We start from the raw sequence: 18,641 nt of genomic DNA, 5'->3' as shown, positions 1-18,641 counted from the left end.
TAAAGCGTGTACGCTTCATTCAACGAATGAACCGTACCTAAAGCGTGTACGCTTCATTCAACGCAGCGTCACTCCCCCTTGACATGCCCCGGCTTTTTTATCAAACCGGACTTTTACGCCACTTTGGAAATAACGGCGTCAGTGCAGTTATTTTGCCCAATTCTCCGTCTGAATCGCAAATAAATGCGTAGATACAATTATTTGGCGGGAAAACGAGATATGAGACGTAAATAAGATCATTTAGATGTATATGCGCACTTATTCAGTCAAAGAGCGTGCATAAAGCAAAAATAGAGGTATGAGCGTAGTTATTTGCGTTTTCTCCCCTACGGCTACAGCCCGAAAAATCGCAAGCCGTTTGCATGCTGTCCGGCTCTTCGCCCGGAGAGCCGGGTTTCTCGATACAATGAAAGACCGCCGGGAACTTCTTCCCCGGCGGTCTATTCGAATTCTTCTTGAAGTTTTCGTTCTATCTCAATCGCTTCCTCTGCCGATTTCCTGATAAAACTCTTTGTCATGAGTGTTTGAAGCGGCTTCTCCGTCCTTCCGTCCGGCTTCTTCCCGGGACGTTTTGCCCTTGGCGCCGCTCTGGTTGCTGCGTGCCATTCTGTCATCATGCCTCATGTTTTTTTGCCGGCTTTATTTCTTCGGCAGTTTGAACGAGCTTTTGAGCGATACGATCCGGTTAAAGACCGGTTTGCCCGGCTCGGACGTTTGCGGATCGACGTTGAAGTAGCCGTGGCGGAAGAACTGGAATTTCTCCTGCGGCTGCGCGTCTTTCATCTGCGGCTCGACAAAGCCCTGCACGATCTCCAGCGAGTCTTTATTGACCTTTTTGAGGAAATCGTCCACTTCGTCCGCGGAGACGTCGTTCGTCTCGTCGGCCGACACTTCCTGCGACTCTTCGTCTTCGCCCAGCAGAGGCTCGTACAGGCGGAATTCGGCCGGCACGGCCGCGGAAGCGTCCACCCAGTGAATCGTGCCTTTCACCTTGCGGGCGTTGAAGTCGCTGCCGCTTTTCGTTTCCACGTCGTACGTGCAGTGGATCTCGACAACGTTGCCTTCTTCGTCCTTGATCACGTCGTTGCACTTGATAAAGTACGCATGCTTCAACCGCACTTCGTTGCCCGGGAACAAACGGAAATATTTGCTCGGCGGCTCTTCCATGAAGTCGTCCTGCTCGATATAAATCTCGCGGGAAAACGGAATCTGGCGGATGCCCATTTCTTCGTTTTCCGTATTGTTCTCGGCCGGCAGCAGTTCGCTTTCGCCTTCCGGATAGTTCGTAATCACGACTTTGAGCGGACGCAGGATGGCCATGGTGCGCAGCGCTTTGAGCTTCAGGTCTTCGCGGACGAAGTGCTCCAGCGTCTGGATATCGACGAGACCCTGGCTTCTGGAGATGCCGGTCTCGTAAATAAACGCTTTGATCGCTTCCGGCGTATAGCCGCGGCGGCGCATGCCCGAGATCGTCGGCATCCGCGGATCGTCCCAGCCGTCCACCAGGTTTTCTTCGACCAGCTTGCGCAGTTTGCGCTTGCTCGTCACCATCGTGGTCACGTTCAGGCGGCCGAACTCGTACTGATGCGGTTGGGCTTCCATTTCGCATTCGCGCACGACCCAATCGTAGAAAGGACGCTGATCTTCAAACTCGAGCGAGCACAGCGAGTGCGTTACGCCCTCGATCGCGTCTTCGAGCGGATGCGCAAAAGTATACATCGGATAGATGCACCATTTGTCGCCCGTGTTGTGGTGCGTCGTATGCGAGATGCGGTAGATGACCGGATCGCGCAGATTGATGTTCGGCGACGCCATATCGATCTTCGCGCGCAGCACTTTCTCGCCGTTCTTGAACTCGCCGTTCTTCATGCGCGTGAACAGGTCGAGATTCTCTTCGACGGAACGGCCGCGATACGGGCTGTCGGTCCCCGGTTCGGTCAGCGTGCCCCGGTTCTCGCGGATCTCGTCGGCCGACTGGTCGTCGATGTAAGCGAGTCCTTTGTTAATCAGCAGCACGGCGCGCTCGTACATCTCGTCGAAGTAATCGGATGCGTAGAACTGGCCGTCCCACTCGAAGCCGAGCCACTTGATGTCTTCTTTGATCGAATTGACGTACTCCACGTCTTCTTTGACCGGGTTCGTATCGTCGAAACGCAGGTTGGTGCGTCCGCCGAATTCGGCAGCCAGCGTGAAGTCGATCCAGATCGCTCTGACGTGCCCGATATGCATATAGCCGTTCGGCTCGGGCGGGAAGCGGGTCACGATTTCTTTGACTTTTCCGCTTTTGAGGTCTTCTTCTATAACCGTCTTGATAAAATTCGGCGGGGTTTTGGCATTCTCCACGGGTATCAACCTTTCGTTGTGTCGTTCGGGATTTTCTGAAAACTGTTTTTTCGCCGCTGTCGGCTCTTCTACTAAATATACCGCAACGTTCCCGGAGACTCAATAAAAACGGCGTTTGACGATGTTCGCACGACTTTTGACGCTTTGAAGCGGATACGTTAGCATAAAAAACATCATTCGGGAAAAAGGAGCGTTGGAACATGTTCGGTTTGCCGTTAAAAGAATCCGCGACTCTGGAGCGGCTGCGCCGTGCGCATGCCGGGGAGCTGCTGGCCCTGGTGGAAGAATCGCGGCCCGGCTTGCAGCCGTGGATGCCGTGGATCGATCAGCTTCGGGGCATCGAAGACGCGCAAGAGTTTATCGACAGCGCGGCGCTGCTGCATGCCGAGAACGAAGCGGTGACGGCCGGGATATGGGAAAACGGCCGTCTGGCCGGGGCGATCGGCTTCCACGAGATCGACTGGCGAAACCGGGCGGCGCAGATCGGCTACTGGCTGGGCCGTCCGTTCGAGGGTCGGGGGCTCGCGACGCTCGCCGCGCGGGCGTTCGTCGATTACGCTTTTGCCGAGCTCAAGCTGAACCGGATCGAAATCCGCTGCGCGGCGGACAACCGCCGCAGCCGGAGCGTGCCGGAGCGGCTGGGCTTCACGCTCGAAGGCATGCTGCGCCGGGCCGAGCGGCTGGACGCCGTGTATGCGGACCACGCCGTTTACGGCATGCTGGCCGAAGAATGGGACGCCAAAAGGCCGCCTTTTTAAAGCAGCCACAGGCCCATCAGGATATCGTCGACGAACTTGCCGTCGATCTGGTATTCGCGCTCCAATCGGCCTTCGACCGCGAAGCCGCAGCGCGCGTAGAACCCGATCGCCCGGTCGTTGGTCGACAAGACGCGCAGCCGCAGCTTCTTGATGCCGCGGCGCAGCGTGTACTGCTTTGCCGCTTCCATGAGTTTGCGGCCCACGCCCAGGCTCTGGTAGCCCGGATGCACCGCGATATACAGTTCGGCCACATGCGAGTTGCTGTACATCATCGTCGGCGGGCGCCAGCCGACGCAGCCGATGACTTCGCCGCCGTATTCGGCGACGAGCTGGTTCTCGGGCGGACAGTTGCGCAGATAATGCGTGCGCGATTTCCAGACCGGAATCTGCGGCGAATTGCGCGAGTTCCAGACCAGCCTGTCGATCCGCATCAGCGGCTTGGCGTCTTTGACCTGCGATTCCCGAATCGTGATACTGCCTCCGCTTATTCCATTCACGCTGCCGCCCCTCCCTATATTACCTTGTCAACGTTAAAGGTAAGGTTGCGCCTACCTGAGATTCGTACCTGACCCGTGTACGAAGTCTCCGATGGAAACACATCTAAACCGTATGCATTTCAGGCGAACGTAAACCTCTGATTAAGAGTTGACAAGGTACTATTAAGCTGCTTTTTCCGTTTTGCGCCGCGCTTGAAACGCGGCTTAGCTCTCCGCCTCTTCGGCCGCGGCCGGCAAAGGGCGCTGGATCTTATGATTCAGGACGAAGAACGCGCACGACAGCACGGCCGCCGACACGGCGAGCCAGGCTACCGGCGTCAGTCCGCCCCGGTCGTACAGAATCCCCATGATATAAGGCCCGATGACGCGCCCCGCCTGACCGATTCCGCCGGATACGCCGAGATAGAACGGCGCGTTGGCGCTTGTGCGCTCCGAGATAAAGGCGGGCATCGCCGGCTGGAACAGCATCTCGCCGATCGTCGCCAGGAACATGGCGAGCACCATCGCCCCGTAGTGCGGCAGAAGAAGAATCACGGCGTAGCCCGCCAGATAGAACAGGCTGCCCGCCGTCATCTGCGCCTCCGGCTTCTCGGCGAACGCGCGCTTCATCCAGGAGATCAGCGGCTGAAGCGCGAAGATCAGCACCCCGTTCATCGTCCACAGCACGCTGTAGGCCGAAGGCGAACGTCCTTCCGACAGAATGGCCGGCGAAACGCCGCCGTTCCAGATGCAGTTGCCGAGCCACAGGAACAGCGCGCCCAGACCCATGTACAGGTAAACGCGCGTGTTCATCAGCAGCGGCAGCGCCCGCTGCTCGCGCCGGGACGTCTTCGCCGCGATATGCAGTCCGCCTTCGCCGCGGCCGATCCGGTTCAGGTACACGAAGAAGTAGACCGCGAACAGCAGGCAGGTCACGCCGTTCAGCACAAAGGTCAGCGGGAAGGACAGCTGCGCCAGCGGACCGCTCAGCGCCGTGCCGAGCGCGACGCCGATATTGTTGCCGACGTAGATGGTATTGAAGATTTCGCCCCGCCGCGAGGCGAAGCGGAAGCCGACGAACGCCTGGATCGCCGGCAGGGTCATGGCGTTGCTGAAGCCGACCAGCAGCATGGTCATCATATAGACATGCCAGTAGCCGCTGACGACCGGCAGGGCGAACAGCGTCAGCGCATTGACCAGCAGCGAGCCGACCAGCAGTTTCTTGACGCCGATGCGGTGATACATCGCGCCGCCGACCAGCTGTCCGGCGATGCCGCCCAGCGACTGGAGCAGGATCACCAGTCCGGCATCCTGCATGCTGCGGCCCAGCTCGCCGAAGACGTACATGGTGGTCAGCGGCCACATGAGGGCGCTGCCGGTCGAGTTGATCAGGCTGGCGAGCAGCAGCGCCTGGATTTCTTTGGGATAGCGTTGAAGCCAGTTCATGGATGTTGGTGTTCCTCTCTGCTTGTTTGCTGCTTGTTGGGGCGGCGTGAATATGGCGGCTTTCAGCGCCGCCGTCACATCGATAAAGTCCTATTCGTAAAAGAAACTTGCAGGCTGCGGAAGAAATTCGTTAGCGTAGGCTTACGATGGGCCTTTCTTCGAAAGACTTTAGGTCGCGTGTTGAAATCGGGAAGAGACTGATTAGATTGTGGTGGAATCTTCCCGATTTCAAAGGCGAACATTATCATTCCTTCACTGAATTTCTTCCTCCGCTTATGCGCTTCGCTTGCATCGGACTTTCTCGACAGTTTGACCGCGGCTTGGAATGCCGCCAAATTCACTCCGCTTCGCCGGCGCGTTGCTTACGCGCCGCTCTCTAACCGCCGGACTTCGACGGCGGTGGAGAAGAACGTCGCTCCGCCGCCCATATCGGCGATGCGGGGAGACGTCAGGGCGTTGGCGGCGAGGCGTGGGCGGCGGGCTTTGCCGCCGGCGAGCTTGCCGGCGCCGTCCGGCCACCACAGGCCCTGGCTGACGACGGTGCCGGGCAGCATCAGGTCGGTCACGACCGCCTTGAGCGGGTAGACGCCGCGGGCGTTGAACGCTTCGACGGTCTGGCCGTCTTCGATGCCGCGCTCCCGCGCATCGAACGGGTGAATCTGAAGCGTAGGCTCCTTTTCCAGCGCCCGGTGCTTCTCCACGTTGGCGAATGTGGAGTTAAGGAAATTATGGTTCGGCGGGCTGATGAACATCAGCGGATAAGTTCCGCTTCGTTCCGCGCGGTTCTCGCCGTCGAAGCCTTCTTCCAAAGGCACATACGTGGGCAGGGGCGGCAGGCCGATCGCCGCAAGCTGCTCCGAGTACAGTTCGATTTTGCCCGAAGGCGTGGTCAGGCGTTCCAGATAGTCGTTCTTCGGCGACATATCCAGGCCGACGAACCGTTCTTCTTCCAGACGGTCCAGCGTCACTCCGCCCAGATACGGATTGCCCGGGTTGTCCAGCGCCGCGCGGATGACCGTTTTCTCGTCTTCCGCGAACGCTTCTTCTTCGAAGCCCATCGCCCGAGCCAGCAGCGAGAACAATTCGAAATTGCTTTTGCTTTCTCCCGCCGGCGCGATCACGGGCTCCTGCAGATGGACGTAATGGTGCCAGTACGACGTATACAGGTCCGTGTTCTCGAAGCTCGACGTCGCCGGCAGCAAGATGTCCGCGTACTTCGCGGTATCGGTCAGGAACAGCTCGTGCACGACGGTGAACAGGTCTTCTCTCATCAGTCCTTCGCGCACCCGCGCCGAATCCGGCGCGACCACGGCCGGATTGCTGCCGAACACGAACAGCGCCCGTACCTTCTTCTCCAGCGTCAGCAGCGCGTCGGCCAGCGCGTTCATATTGATCGTGCGCACGCCCGGATTGGCGCGCAGGTCCGGCCGCTGCAGCGCGTCGTCGTTCAGCGACGCGTAAGCGCCGTTGGACTTCATCGCGCCGCCGCCGCGCGCCCACTGTCCGGTCAGCGCCGGCAGGCAGGCGATCGTGCGGACGGCCATGCCGCCGTTGTCGTGGTGCTGAAGCCCGTTGCCGATATGGATATGGCTCGGCGACGTTTCTCCGTACAGCTCGGCAAGACGCACGACGTCTTCCGCCGGCACGCCCGTAATGCGCGATACTTTCTCCGGCGTATAAGTCTTCGCATGTTCCCGCATCTCTTCGCTGCCGACCGTATAGCGGCGCAGGAAATCTTCGTCGGTCAGCCCGCGCTCGAACAATACGTGCATCAGTCCGAGCGCCAGCGCCGTATCCGTGCCGGGGTGCAGCGGAATAAACCAGTCCGCCCGCCGGCCCGTCATATTTCGGTGCACGTCGATCACGACGATCTTAGCGCCCCGCTTGCGGGCCTGCTCCATCAGCACGGCCTGGTGCATGCTCGTGCTGACGATATTGCCTCCCCAAACGATAAACAGCTTCGCGTTCAGCGTATCTTCGGGACTCGAACCGCCGCCGAAGCCCATCGTATATTTCCAGCCGGCGTTGCCGGCCGAGTTGCAGATCGTGTAAGCAAGCTTGGAGGCGCCCAGCCGCCCGAAGAAGCGCCGGTCCATGCCTTCGGCGTTCAGTACGCCCATATTGCCGTAGAAGCTGTACGGCAGAATGGAATCGGGTCCGTGCTCGGCGGACAGATTGCGGAACCGCTCCGCGATCTCCGTCAGCGCTTCGTCCCAGGTAATGCGGACGAACCGTCCGCTTCCTTTGGCTCCGGTCCTTTTCATCGGATGCGTCAAACGCTCCGGATGATGCACGCGCTCCGCCATATGACGAACCTTGTTGCAGATGGCTCCCTTCGTTTCGGGATGGTCCGGATTGCCGGTCACTTTGACGATTTTGCCGTTTTCTTTGTGCAGCAGCAGGCCGCAGGTATCCGGACAATCGAGCGGACACACCGCCGGAAACACCCCGCTCGCCCGGTCGATCATGCTCATGCGGACGGCTCCTTTCCATGCTGTGATCTTGTCTGTTTGCAGGCTCTAATTGTAGCATATTTCGAAGCGAAAATATTTTCCCGAATTATTCGCCGAAGTGTTTCAACAACAGCGATTGCCGGGTATTAAAAAGCATTGGCAAGTAAACAGTAAGTGATGTCCCCTTCATGAACTGTTCCTGCTGCCATATCATGGACCACTCCCGAAATTAGCCTTCACGAGCTCCTTCCCCCGGACTCGTGAAGGCTAATTTATTTTTTTGTTTTTTCCAACTATTCCTATTTGCCGCGCGTTTATCCTACATAACGAATCCCGATTCCCCGCGCCCCACCGAAGGAGGAGAGAATCCTGTTCATCCGAAAAATGCGGCTTCCCGCCGCCCTATGCCTGCTTGCTCTCACCGCCTGCTCGCCGGCGGACATGCTGACCCGTACCGGCCTCGTCCAAGTCAACCAGGTGAAACGCTATCCGGATCAGGAGCGTCCGTCCCTGGGCTACGCCACGGCGGCCGGATTCGTCTGGAAGACCGACAAGCGGACCGAACTCCGGGACGTTTGGCAAAATGCGCCGGAAGGCGTTTCGATGGGCGATCCCGACGAGGTGAATCTGGCCGACCCCAACAAATCGATCTTCGTTCGGCAAAAAACGATCTCCGGCGAATCGCTGGAAGAAGTGGCCGAGCAAGCGATCGCTTATACGTACAAGCACAAAGTCGAAGGTCTGCGCATCGATACGGAACTGATCGACGGACTGTACACGTTCGGCTCTTTTCCTTATCGTTACAACGGCGAACTCTACGCCGGCACGGTGCTGGTCGAGCGAAAAAACAACAAATACGTTTATAACCAGCTGGATTTCACGCCCGCTATGACCGATGAAGGCGAGACGCTTCCGTTTGTTCCGGGCAGCGGTTCCATGAGCATGGGCAGCGGTGAAGATTTCAGCCTCGCATGGATGGGCGGGGAAGTGTTCGACTCGCGGATTCGCAGGATCGATATCCATGGCGAAGACGAAGGTATCCGCTCCATCCCGATCGAAGCAGACCAAAGCGCTTACCGAATTCAGGAGGAACTCGGCACAGACCTCAAGTATGTCGAAGCCCGCGACGAGAATGACAAAGTACTGTATACCTGGCAGTTTTAACGATTTCCGTCAAAAGCGCCGGAACGGACCTTTTCCGCGCCGGCGCTTTTTTTGCGTCCGTTCACACTACTTTTAAGCCGTGTTCGGGACTGTCGGCCTGCCCGGGACTGTGCTATATTGAAGGCGTGAAACACCGCTGTCGACCCTCTACGAAAAGGAGACTTTATCCATGCCAAGCAGTATCGCGGTATTTTGCGGTTCGAGAGAAGGAGCTTCGCCGGCTTATGCGGAAGGCGCCCGCGCGCTCGGTCACGAGCTGGCAAAGCGCGGCATCGCGCTCGTTTACGGCGGCTCGCGCGTGGGGCTGATGGGCGCCGTCGCGGACGCCGTGCTGGAACGGGGCGGGCGAGCCGTCGGGGTGCTGCCGCATTTTCTGCAAAGCCGGGAGATCGCCCACCAGGGTCTGACCGAGCTGATCGTCGTCGAATCCATGCACGAGCGCAAAGCCAAAATGGCGGAACTCGCGGACGGCTTCGTCTCGCTGCCCGGCGGTCCGGGCACGATGGAAGAATATTTCGAGATCTTCACCTGGGCGCAGCTCGGTCTGCACGCCAAGCCGTGCGGAGTGTTCAACGTCGCGGGCTACTACGATCCGCTGATCGCCCTGTTCGACCGGATGGCGGGCGAGGGCTTTATGACCGCCGGGCATCGCGAGATCATGCTGACCGGGGCGACGCCGCAGGAAATTCTCGACCGGATGGCCGATTACGAAGCGCCTCCGGTCAAAACTTTTCTGACCGAAAAGCGCACCTGAGCCCCGGTCCCGGCAGGGTTGCCGCCGTCTGCCGCGGCCCGGCGCATCCCGGGCAGGCGCGGCATTCTCATCAAAAAAGACGGAGCGAGCGCGGAAACATCCCCGCTCGCGCCGCCTTTTTCGTATGCCGTTCGATCGCTTCATTCGTTTCCTGCTCCTTTTCGCGCCGTTCCGCCCGCCTGTCTTTCCCGCCTATCTCCGGTTTTCGCGGCCGCTTTTTCCCCATCCCCATCTCTTGCGTTTGCCGAAAAGCTGCTCCTCGCGCCAGTGGGTTTGTTCCACGTGCCGCAGCCGGCGCTTTTCTTCCTCGGCCAATTTTTCGATCAAATAAGGGTGCATGTTCATTCCTCCTCGACTTCTCTTTGACGTGCAAACGACCTGCCGAGCATACGCACATTCGTTCGTCTTCCTGGAAAAGTATACGCCTTTAACGCAGACAACTGGATGTCCGGTTTGGAACGTTCGCTGTGTCCGATCTTGTCGTCAGGGTCCGGCGGTTCCGTCCGGCTGCTTTAAGCATAAGGCGCGGCGCAAGATGGAAAAAGGGTAGAGAAAACCGGCAAATTTTCGCCTTTTACACGCTGTCGGCCCGGGTTCGACGAGCGATACGGGTTCGGCCCAACGCAAAAAGCCGCTCCCGAACCGTCGTTGACGGCCGGGAGCGGCTTTTCCAAGTTGAACGATCGCGCGCTTGATACACGAGAAAACTCGGGCGGATCAGGCGTGCTTCTTGATCGCCTGCGCGCCGTAACCGTCCTGCTGCGCGGCTTCCGGCTGGGCCGAAGACTTGCGCAGGTAAGTGCCCCAGTAGGCGGCTGCGACGAAGATCGCGCCTCCGGTCAGATTGCCGAGCCAGACCGGAACGAAGTTGACGAAGTACTGCGCCCAGGTGAAGTGGCCTTCGAAGATCGCGGCGGGGATCAGGAACATATTCGCCACAACGTGCTGGAAGCCGATCGCCACGAAGGCCATCGTCGGGAACCAGATGCCGAGAATCTTGCCGCTCATATTGTCCGCGCCGTAGCTGAGCCAGACGGCCAGCGCCACCAGCCAGTTGCAGCCGATACCGGAGATAAACGACTGGAGGAACGTGCTGTCGATCTTGTGTCCGGCCATATCCACCAGCTTGTCCAGGTAAGGACCGGAAGCGGTGAGTCCGACGATATGTCCGAAAAAGTACGCGACGAAAAGGGCGCCGGCGAAATTCGCGATCGTGATCAGCACCAGGTTCTTGAGCATCTCGCCCGTTGTAATGCGGCGCGCCATGCGGGCCAGCGGCACCGCCATCATATTGCCCGTCAGCAGCTCGCCGCCGGCCAGCAGCACCAGCACCAGGCCAACCGGGAACACCGCCGCTCCCACGAAGTTCGCCATGCTGCCCCATTCGGCCGGCGTATTGGCGATGACCCGTATATCCAGCAGGAATCCGAGCGCGATGAAAGCCCCGGCCAGAAATCCGAGGATCAGCACGGAAGAAAGCGGATTGTGCGCTTTCTTCACGCCGTTCTCGACCGTGACTTCCGCGATTTGCGGCGGTTTGTTGTAAGCCATTGTTGTCGTCCCCTTTATAGCTAAAATTTGAAGTTTCCCTTGTCGTACCCCATTTTAGCGTAGAAGATCGGCCGAGTACGTGAGAAAAATCATAATTTGCGAAATAAAGTGAATGTTTTCACTTTCTTTTTTTGCCTGTTTGCCTTATTTGCGGCGGAAGCGATAGGCATGCGCGGCCGTTCGCGATATATTGGGAGAAAAGACAGGCCGGAGAAGGAGGAAGCGATCGAATGAAACAGGAACGCAATACGGAGAAGGATCGTTTGGGCCTACCCGAAGGCATCGCCGGTTCGGAAAACTGGACGGCCGCAGAGCCGATCAACAAAGGCTGGTCGGCCGATCTTAAATATCGCGTGACGGCCGCGGACGGAAGCGATAGGCTGCTGCGGCTGGTACCGGCGGCAAAGGCCGAAGCGAAGCGGCTGGAGTTCGAATGGATGCGCCGGGCCGCGGCGCTGGATATTCCGATGCCGAAGCCGCTGAGCTTCGGGCTGTGCGGAGACGGCGAATATGTGTATTCGCTGCTGACCTGGATCGACGGCGAGGACGCCGAGCCGGTCGTATCCGCCATGGAGCCGGAGCGCGCTTACCGGCTCGGCCGGCAGGCGGGCGAGTGGCTGCGCCTGCTGCACGGTCTGCCCGCGCCGCAGGACGCGCCGGGCCCGGCCGATACGGTCCGGGCCGAGATGAAGCGCAAGCGGGAAGCTTACGCGAGCTGCGGATACCGCCTGCCTTACGAGCGCGAGCTGCTGGAGCGCATCGAGGCCTGCCTGCCGCTGCTGGACGGCACGGCTCCGGTATTCCGGCACGGGGATTATCATCCGGGCAATATGATTATCGGACCGGACGGCGGTTTGAACATCATCGACTTCAACCGCTCGGGCTTCGGCGATCCGTGCCGCGACTTCAACCGCCTGGTGACGTTTACGCACTCGATCAGCCCGCCCTTCGCCCGCGGCCAGCTCGACGGCTACCTCTCAAGCGGCCCCGCCGATCCCGATTTTTTCAAACGCGTCTCTCTCTACTGCGCCAGCGAATCGCTCTACAGCATCCTCTGGGCGATCCCTTTCGGCGAACCCGAGATCGGCGATACCCTGAGACGCTCCCGCGAAATCTTCGATGCTTTCGACGGCTTCCGCGCCGACGTCCCCGTCTGGTACGAGGCTCCTCCCCGCCCTTGATCTTGAACTTGAACGCGCAGCACGCGTTCATCAATCGTTCCCGCCCTTCCCTGCCCACACCAAAAAGGAGCCCGATTCCTCCGGGCTCCTTTCCCCCATATCTTATACGTTCGACTGAGCCTTCGCATCGCGCGCGACTTTCGCCGTGCGCTCGCTTTCCGCCTGCACGTCCATCGCTGCGAAGCCCAGCGAGTTCAGGTAGTTCCACGGTTTGTTGTAGTGCGGCTGGAAGAAGAAGTCGACAAAGGCCAGCTGTTCGACCGTCATCTTGTTCTGGATGCAGACCGACAGCGTGTTGATCGACTGCGTCAGATCCACTTTGGACATCAGCTGCGCGCCGACGATGCGGCGGGTGTCTTTTTCAAACACGATCTTGAACGTCGCTTTCTCGTACTCCGGCATAAACTCCGGACGGTAGTTGTCTTCGAACATGGCCGTTTCCACATCCAGGCCCGCGTCGAGCGCGGCCGCTTCGGTCATGCCCGTCGCCGCGATATTGTCTTCGTAGATCTTGATGCCGCTTGTGCCCTGGGTGCCCATGTACTCGACCTTTTTCTCCATCAGGTTCAGCGCGATCAGCGTACCCATGCGCACGGCGTTGGTCGCGAGCGGGATATAAGCGGCCTTGCCCGTCGGATTGTAGCGGATCGCGCAGCTGTCGCCGGCCGCGTATACGTCCTTGACGCTCGTTTCCATATAGTTGTCGACCAGGATCGCGCCGCTCGGCAGCATGTCGACCTGTCCTTTGAGCAGTTCGGTATTCGGACGGAACCCGATGCAGAGGATCACCAGATCGGCTTCGTGCTCGCCTTTGGTGGTCACGACTTTGCGCACCGTGCCGGCTTCGCCTTCGAAACGGACCACTTTCTCGTCCAGCGCCAGATTGATGCCCCGGTCCATCAGCGATTCTTCGATGCGGTCCGTGAACTCGACGTCCAGGTACTTGCTCAGGATGCGCGATTCGGCGTCGATCAGGGTGACTTCTTTGCCGTTCATTTCAAACGCTTCGACCAGCTCGACCCCGATATAACCGGCGCCGATCACGACGACGCGATTCGCGGTTTTCGCTTTTTCGATGATGGTGTTGGAGTGGTTGAAGTTCTTCGACAGAATGATGTTGTCCAGCTCGATGCCTTCGAACTGCGGCACGATCGGCCACGAGCCGGTGGTGACGATCAGCTTGTCGAACGTGTCGCCGAACTCTTCGCCCGTTTCCAGATTGCGCACCGTGAGGGTTTTGCCGGCTGCGTCGACGTTCAGCACTTCATGCCGCATCCGCGTCTGCACGCCCAGCGTCATCAGGTGTTCCGGCGAGGAATAGAACAGGCCGTTCGGGTCTTTGACCACTCCGCCGACGTACAGCGCGATGCCGCACGACAGGAAAGAGATATTGTCGTTGCGTTCGTAAACGGTAATCTCGGCGTCCGGGTACAGCTTGGCGGTGCGGACGATAGCGGCGGTCCCTGCGTGCGTACAACCGATAACTGCGATCTTCATGAGTGAATTCCTCCAATGATTGATTTTATGGGTCTGGCTTGTGTCTACACGGGTCAATGTGAAAAAAGGTACATATTAATTTACAAAAAGACTTTCTATTTTCTTTCGATCCGGCAGCATCCTGCTTCTTCAAAGCCCTTCTCGATCGCTTGGCTTCTCTGCTCGATAACGTTGAATTTCAATTGCTGTGAATGTCTTCACTTTATTAACCATCGTCTTGTGAATTCATTCACCTTATACTCTTATTATATTGTGACATTTATCACATTGCAAGTGTAAAAAAGAGTTTTTACGCTTATTTCACCGGTTTGTCACATTCAAGCGCCGTAACCTTTCTTTTTCGGAAGCCGAATTTATCTTTTGTCACAGCGCTCAAAAGAACCGCCGGATCGTCGAAGGACGAAACGGCGGTTCTTTTGAGCCGATCTTTGCAGTTAGAGTCCGGACGGAGACGAACCGGTACGCAGCGTACCGCCCTGGCCGGGCATGGAAGCGAGCCTTTGCGTGGAAGCATCGCGTTTGCGTTCTTCGGACAGCGCATACAGCGCGTACGGCAGGCACAGCGGCACCCCGGTGCGCGGGTCGGTTACGATGTCGGCTTCGATGCCGAACACTTCGTGCATCACGAGCGGGCACATGACTTCGAGCGGCGTGCCGGAAGCGAGCGCTTCGCCCTGCTTGATCGCGATCATATGCTGCGCGAAGCGCGACGCATGGTTCAGGTCGTGCACCACCATCACGATCGTGCGTCCTTCCGTCTTGTTAAGGTCGTGCAGAAGCTGGAGCACTTCGAGCTGGTGCGCCATATCGAGATACGTGGTCGGCTCGTCCAGGAACAAAATATCCGTTTCCTGCGCCAGCGCCATCGCGATCCAGGCCCGCTGCCGCTGGCCGCCGGACAGCTGGTCGATCGGACGATCGTGGAATTCGCGCATGCCGGTGACGTCGAGCGCCCACTCCACGACTTTTTTATCTTCGGCTTTCAACGTTCCGAAGCCTTTCTGATGCGGAAAACGGCCGTACGAAACCAGCTCGGTCACGGTCAGCCCTTCCGGAGCGGTCGGCGTCTGCGGCAGAATCGCCAGCTGCTTCGCCACTTCGCGGGTGGACTGCTTATGGATCGACTTGCCGTCGAGCAGCACGCTGCCGCTTTTCGGACGCATCAGGCGCGCCATCGTTTTGAGAATCGTGGACTTGCCGGAACCGTTGGCTCCGACCAGCGCCGTGATCTTGCCCTGCGGAATCTCAATATTCAAATCCTTGACGATCAGCCGCTCTTCGTAGGCGATGTCAAGATTGGATGTGCTTAAACGGAACATATCGCGATCCTTCCCTTCCGAAAGTCCCCGGATGCCAGAGCCCGGCGGACAGTTTGAACTTTGATGCGAGTCTCGGTCGATAACGCCAATCCGTCGTTGATGCGGCAGAATCCGGTTCATCGGATCTTCACCCATTCTTCATTACTGTCTAAGATACTGATAATCATTATCAAATGTCAAGTACAAATTCGCCGCGCCCCGTATTCGAAAACAACAAAAAGGCCCGAAAGCCGGAGGGCTTTCGAACCTTTTCCAGGGAAACGCAGGATCGGTAGTTTGGAGCCAAGCTAAGGACTTGTCTTATTTATTCAAGCGAAACAAGTCTTTAGTTCTTGTATTTGAGTTGTTTTTTCAATTGACTCACGCGGCTCTGGCTGATGCCCAGCATCTGCGCGATCTCGCTCTGGCTCGCTTCCGGATGGTCGATCAGCGCCTGCTCCAGTCTTGGCAGCATGTCCGATACTCTCACCCGTTTCTTGGAAGCGGACTCCTCGATCGTCGGCGCATGATGCACCGGCACGACCGGAGCGTCCTTCAGCTCTTCCAGGCAGGAAGCGCAGACGAACTGGTCCTTATAGTACACTACGCTGTCCAGCGTCCGGCAAAACGCGCATTCGGTCGACTTGTACTTGCGCATGACCAGCATGCCGTCGTCCGTTACGAAAAACTCCAAAGAATCGCCAATCTCGATATTTCGGGTCCCGCGGATCTCACTGGGAATCACGATGCGTCCGAGACTATCCAAACTACGAATCATACCGGTATCCTTCATGTTTAATTCCTCTCTATATGGGTTGGAGTTTTAGAACTTAGTATTTAGTACATAGTATAACATATTTCGAATTAATTGCTACTTTTTATTCAAAAAACCAACTCTTAGAATGTAAAAAATGACATAACAATCAAGAAAGAATTCAGAGATTTCCCCCATGTATTCAACCGCTGCCAGGCGGCTCCCGATGCTTTATGTCTGCTGCGCCTCATACGCCCGTACAGGCACTAAATTTATTTTAACTGTTAGCCGCACGTACATCAAGATAACAAAAAAATAAAAAAATAAAAAATGTAAACATAAAGAGCGTTTAGAAGTCTAAACGAACCGGTATGCAGCAAAATTCGGAAGAGTCCCGGGGCATCGGGAGAAAGGAGAACTGCGAAGGATAGAAAAAAACCGTCCTGCGCAAAAGTCGGATCGGTGGGGCCGGAATCCATACATTTTGACAAAACGGTTTCTCACGGGTTCATTGCACGGCTTAAGCGGAATTAACAAATGTCACTAAAGCGTTTCTTTGTAAGCGGTCGGGAACTGCGGATGTTTGGTTAATGAGTTGCAGCCTGCGGAATGTTGTGCCCCGTCTCCGGCCGCCTCGACTTCTGCCGCTGCGCAAGTACAATATAAGCATCCAACCGCTGGCTTAATTCGACAACGTCGCGGTCACTGAAACTTTTATGTTCCGTGATCTTCTGCAGCTCGTGCCGTAAATGCTCGATCATCATATACAGCGGATCTTCGTTGCGATAAGAATTGTAAGCCAACACGGTCACCTTCCTTCTCGAGCCTACATTCTTAATGATAGTTCCTGATAGTAAAAAACAATTTTTTCTAAATTGAGATAAAACAACACTTTTTTATGTCACTCGTGACAAATGGTCGAATATTTACGGCTGAGGCAGCGTCCGGATCGAAAGCGGGCTTTAGAAAAAGATTGACGCCGCCTTCTTCTCTCTGGTATATCTGAACGTGCGCTTCCGGACGGACCGGATCGCGACGATACGCCAAGAATCGCAACGAACAGGAGGATGCACGTGGAGCCCGATTCCCTGGAACTGACCCATTTGTTTATTCGGACGCTTCGCGCCCATCACAGCCGTATGCACGCCGTGCATCAGTCACTCGGCATTCACCCCGGCCAGGCGCCGGTCTTTTTCATATTGTCGCACGAAGAAGGATTGAACCAGAAAGAGCTGGCCGAGCGCATGCATATCAAGCCCGCTACGCTCACCGTTATGCTCACCCGATTGGAGCAGGCCGGCTTCGTCGAACGCTTCTCCGACCCCGCCGACCAGCGCGTATGGCGCGTCCGCCTGACGCCGGAAGGCCGCCGGGTCTCCGAGCAGGTCCACGCCGCCGTCCAGGACGTCGATTCGCTGACCTTCGACAGCTTCACCGCGGAGGAACGCGGCCGTTTCCGCGATCTGATGACGAAGATGTACCAGAATTTGCGGGAGTAATGCGGAAAGCCGTTTAAGCGCGGCGGGAGAACGAATTCGGGCGCGGTGCGGGTACGGGCGGGAGGACGAGTTCGGGCGCGACGCGGGAACGGCGGGAGGACGAGTTCGGACGCGATGCGGGCTCGGCCCGAGAACGAGCCGGGCGCGATGTGGGCGCAGTGCTGGCGCGGTGCAGGCTCGGCCGGCTTTGCCGACTCGCTGCGAGCTTCTTTCCCCTACTTGAAAAATAACGGCAGGTATACAGTTATTTTCACGATTTTTTGTCTTTTCGGCAAAATAGCGGCTCAGGTACATCTATTTGCGACGTTTTCGGCTTAAATGGCCGCAGGCGGGCGGATTAGTTGTATGGAGGCCGTTATTTTTGTTTTTGCGGGGAGATTGGGTGAAATAAGTGTATCCAGTACCTTGTCAACTCTTAATCAGAGGATTACGTCTGGATGAAACGCACACGCTTTAGGTGCGTTTTAGACGGGCGTAACCTTACCTTTAGAGTTGACAAGGTAATAGATGTTATTTCGGAAAAGAGCGGGCAGGTGTGCAGTTGTTGAAGCTGCCGGGGGAAAGAGAGCTGGAGGTGCGGGCTTGATCGATGCGGGATTGGAAAAAGAAATCTCGATTCGCCTTTAGGCTGTATGGAGCCGCTGCATGAAGTGACTGCGTAAAGAGACTGCGATAAAGAGACTGTGTGAAGTGACTGCGTGAGGATTTTGAGTAGGCTGCTGCGCGGATAGCGGCGAAGAGTGGTATGCGGTTTAAGTGAAAATGTTGCATATGCGCATCATTTTTTGTTGGAGAAGCTTAAGGATAGGCAAATGTTGCGTATGCGCATCATTTCCGGACTTTTTCGGCCTTTAAGGAAGAAAAAAGGCGAAAATGATGCATATTTGCAACAATATCGGCTAAATCGGCAATTTTTCAAAGGAAATGATGCATTTCCGCAACATTGCTATTATTTCGGCTCTAATTCTTGTTTTTTGTTCCTTGTTCCGGCCTGGATCTGTGCCGGGAAGGAAAGCGGAAAAAGAATGCAACAAGGACCGTCCCGCCGCCTTGCCGGCTTGCGGGACAGTCCTTGTTCAAAAGCAGCCGCGCGTCAATCCCGCGCGGCCAAAGCCATGCCTGCCGCCATAGCTGCGGCAGGCTCTTTCTCCGGCCCGGCTTCGCCTGCGGGCCGGCGCCTTTACCGGCGGCGTCCGCGTCCGCCGCCCTGTTCGGGTCCCCGGCCGCCGCTGCTGCGGCCGGAACCGCCCTTGCCGCCGCGGCCTTGATCGCCGCGGTCGGAACTTCCGCCGCGCGCACTGCCGCTGCCGCGGCGGCTGGCGCCCGCGCCGTCGCGCCCGGCGTGGTCTTCCCCGCCGGCTACGCGCCGCGTGCCGCGCGATCCTTCGCCGCGGCCGAAGTCGCGGCTGCTCTCACCGCTTCGCTCTCCGCGGCCGCCGCCGCGAGTGCTCTCGCCTTCGCTTCTGC

Annotated in this window: 15 protein-coding genes and 1 pseudogene; 5 read left to right on the top strand and 11 right to left on the bottom strand. The window is 57.6% G+C overall.

What is annotated here, in order from left to right; all coding sequences use genetic code 11:
• Positions 1 to 639 precede the first annotated feature (639 nt).
• Complete coding sequence (locus QWJ34_RS10370; protein WP_302727496.1) at positions 640 to 2,343, bottom strand: glutamine--tRNA ligase/YqeY domain fusion protein; 1,704 nt, start codon at positions 2,341 to 2,343, stop codon at positions 640 to 642.
• 200 nt (positions 2,344 to 2,543) lie between these two features.
• On the opposite strand from QWJ34_RS10370, the gene QWJ34_RS10365 reads away from it, so the two are divergent.
• A complete protein-coding gene (locus QWJ34_RS10365; RefSeq protein ID WP_302727495.1) occupies positions 2,544 to 3,101 on the top strand; it encodes a GNAT family N-acetyltransferase in 558 nt (185 codons plus the stop codon).
• Here QWJ34_RS10365 and QWJ34_RS10360 read toward each other — a convergent pair.
• From QWJ34_RS10360 to QWJ34_RS10350, 3 genes are all read right to left on the bottom strand, one after another.
• Positions 3,098 to 3,598 (bottom strand): GNAT family N-acetyltransferase, encoded by a 501-nt coding sequence (locus tag QWJ34_RS10360; RefSeq protein WP_302727494.1) that lies wholly within the window; start codon positions 3,596 to 3,598, stop codon positions 3,098 to 3,100. The genes QWJ34_RS10365 and QWJ34_RS10360 overlap by 4 nt on opposite strands.
• 204 nt (positions 3,599 to 3,802) lie before the next feature.
• Positions 3,803 to 5,077, bottom strand: coding sequence for an MFS transporter (locus QWJ34_RS10355; protein WP_368046468.1), 1,275 nt, complete (start codon positions 5,075 to 5,077; stop codon positions 3,803 to 3,805).
• A gap of 308 nt (positions 5,078 to 5,385) precedes the next feature.
• Positions 5,386 to 7,491 carry a molybdopterin-containing oxidoreductase family protein gene (locus QWJ34_RS10350; protein ID WP_302727509.1) on the bottom strand — a complete coding sequence of 702 codons (2,106 nt, stop codon included), beginning with the start codon at positions 7,489 to 7,491 and terminating at the stop codon, positions 5,386 to 5,388.
• Positions 7,492 to 7,917: 426 nt separating this feature from the next.
• Between QWJ34_RS10350 and QWJ34_RS10345 the strand changes: the two genes are divergently transcribed.
• Both QWJ34_RS10345 and QWJ34_RS10340 read left to right on the top strand, forming a co-directional pair.
• Positions 7,918 to 8,640, top strand: coding sequence for a hypothetical protein (locus QWJ34_RS10345; RefSeq protein ID WP_302727492.1), 723 nt, complete (start codon positions 7,918 to 7,920; stop codon positions 8,638 to 8,640).
• Positions 8,641 to 8,809: 169 nt separating this feature from the next.
• On the top strand, positions 8,810 to 9,394 hold the full coding sequence (locus tag QWJ34_RS10340; protein ID WP_302727491.1) for an LOG family protein: 585 nt from the start codon (positions 8,810 to 8,812) through the stop codon (positions 9,392 to 9,394).
• 192 nt (positions 9,395 to 9,586) lie between these two features.
• Here the strand turns inward: QWJ34_RS10340 and QWJ34_RS10335 are convergent, their stop codons facing one another.
• Together QWJ34_RS10335 and QWJ34_RS10330 are read right to left on the bottom strand one after the other, a co-directional pair.
• Entirely contained in the window at positions 9,587 to 9,733 is a 147-nt protein-coding gene (locus QWJ34_RS10335; RefSeq protein ID WP_302727490.1) for a hypothetical protein, read from the bottom strand.
• 378 nt (positions 9,734 to 10,111) lie between these two features.
• The gene (locus QWJ34_RS10330; RefSeq protein ID WP_302727489.1) at positions 10,112 to 10,945 is read right to left on the bottom strand and encodes a formate/nitrite transporter family protein; all 834 of its coding nucleotides are present in this window, start codon (positions 10,943 to 10,945) and stop codon (positions 10,112 to 10,114) included.
• Between the two features lie 230 nt (positions 10,946 to 11,175).
• On the opposite strand from QWJ34_RS10330, the gene QWJ34_RS10325 reads away from it, so the two are divergent.
• Entirely contained in the window at positions 11,176 to 12,126 is a 951-nt protein-coding gene (locus QWJ34_RS10325; protein ID WP_302727488.1) for a phosphotransferase family protein, read from the top strand.
• A gap of 102 nt (positions 12,127 to 12,228) precedes the next feature.
• On the opposite strand, the gene QWJ34_RS10320 is transcribed toward QWJ34_RS10325, so the two are convergent.
• The 4 genes from QWJ34_RS10320 to QWJ34_RS10305 all read right to left on the bottom strand — a co-directional run bounded on the left by QWJ34_RS10320 (position 12,229) and on the right by QWJ34_RS10305 (position 16,481).
• Positions 12,229 to 13,623 (bottom strand): FAD-dependent oxidoreductase, encoded by a 1,395-nt coding sequence (locus QWJ34_RS10320; protein WP_302727487.1) that lies wholly within the window; start codon positions 13,621 to 13,623, stop codon positions 12,229 to 12,231.
• Positions 13,624 to 14,057: 434 nt separating this feature from the next.
• Positions 14,058 to 14,942, bottom strand: a complete 885-nt coding sequence (locus QWJ34_RS10315; RefSeq protein ID WP_302727486.1) for an ABC transporter ATP-binding protein — start codon at positions 14,940 to 14,942, stop codon at positions 14,058 to 14,060.
• A gap of 325 nt (positions 14,943 to 15,267) precedes the next feature.
• The gene (locus QWJ34_RS10310) at positions 15,268 to 15,714 is read right to left on the bottom strand and encodes an AbrB/MazE/SpoVT family DNA-binding domain-containing protein (RefSeq protein WP_302727485.1); all 447 of its coding nucleotides are present in this window, start codon (positions 15,712 to 15,714) and stop codon (positions 15,268 to 15,270) included.
• A 548-nt stretch (positions 15,715 to 16,262) separates the two neighbouring features.
• The gene (locus QWJ34_RS10305) at positions 16,263 to 16,481 is read right to left on the bottom strand and encodes an aspartyl-phosphate phosphatase Spo0E family protein (RefSeq protein ID WP_302727484.1); all 219 of its coding nucleotides are present in this window, start codon (positions 16,479 to 16,481) and stop codon (positions 16,263 to 16,265) included.
• Between the two features lie 267 nt (positions 16,482 to 16,748).
• Here QWJ34_RS10305 and QWJ34_RS10300 point away from each other — a divergent pair, with 267 nt between their 5' ends.
• The gene (locus QWJ34_RS10300; protein WP_302727483.1) at positions 16,749 to 17,174 is read left to right on the top strand and encodes a MarR family winged helix-turn-helix transcriptional regulator; all 426 of its coding nucleotides are present in this window, start codon (positions 16,749 to 16,751) and stop codon (positions 17,172 to 17,174) included.
• A gap of 1,180 nt (positions 17,175 to 18,354) precedes the next feature.
• Here QWJ34_RS10300 and QWJ34_RS10295 read toward each other — a convergent pair.
• Positions 18,355 to 18,641: pseudogene (locus QWJ34_RS10295) on the bottom strand (DEAD/DEAH box helicase); the annotation flags it as partial.

Source organism: Saccharibacillus sp. CPCC 101409 (assembly GCF_030518235.1).
Lineage (GTDB): Bacteria > Bacillota > Bacilli > Paenibacillales > Paenibacillaceae > Saccharibacillus.
Note: the sequence above shows the minus strand (reverse complement) of the source record. Positions and strands in the feature narration are given on the sequence as shown.

What these genes read in the sequence shown, in the direction of transcription:
- QWJ34_RS10320 (WP_302727487.1), bottom strand. Translation starts at nt 13,623, where the DNA reads ATGAAGATCGCAGTTATCGGTTGTACGCACGCAGGGACCGCCGCTATC.
- QWJ34_RS10350 (WP_302727509.1), bottom strand. Translation starts at nt 7,491, where the DNA reads ATGATCGACCGGGCGAGCGGGGTGTTTCCGGCGGTGTGTCCGCTCGAT.
- QWJ34_RS10315 (WP_302727486.1), bottom strand. Translation starts at nt 14,942, where the DNA reads ATGTTCCGTTTAAGCACATCCAATCTTGACATCGCCTACGAAGAGCGG.
- QWJ34_RS10310 (WP_302727485.1), bottom strand. Translation starts at nt 15,714, where the DNA reads ATGAAGGATACCGGTATGATTCGTAGTTTGGATAGTCTCGGACGCATC.
- QWJ34_RS10345 (WP_302727492.1), top strand. Translation starts at nt 7,918, where the DNA reads ATGCTGACCCGTACCGGCCTCGTCCAAGTCAACCAGGTGAAACGCTAT.
- QWJ34_RS10330 (WP_302727489.1), bottom strand. Translation starts at nt 10,945, where the DNA reads ATGGCTTACAACAAACCGCCGCAAATCGCGGAAGTCACGGTCGAGAAC.
- QWJ34_RS10335 (WP_302727490.1), bottom strand. Translation starts at nt 9,733, where the DNA reads ATGCACCCTTATTTGATCGAAAAATTGGCCGAGGAAGAAAAGCGCCGG.
- QWJ34_RS10340 (WP_302727491.1), top strand. Translation starts at nt 8,810, where the DNA reads ATGCCAAGCAGTATCGCGGTATTTTGCGGTTCGAGAGAAGGAGCTTCG.
- QWJ34_RS10325 (WP_302727488.1), top strand. Translation starts at nt 11,176, where the DNA reads ATGAAACAGGAACGCAATACGGAGAAGGATCGTTTGGGCCTACCCGAA.
- QWJ34_RS10365 (WP_302727495.1), top strand. Translation starts at nt 2,544, where the DNA reads ATGTTCGGTTTGCCGTTAAAAGAATCCGCGACTCTGGAGCGGCTGCGC.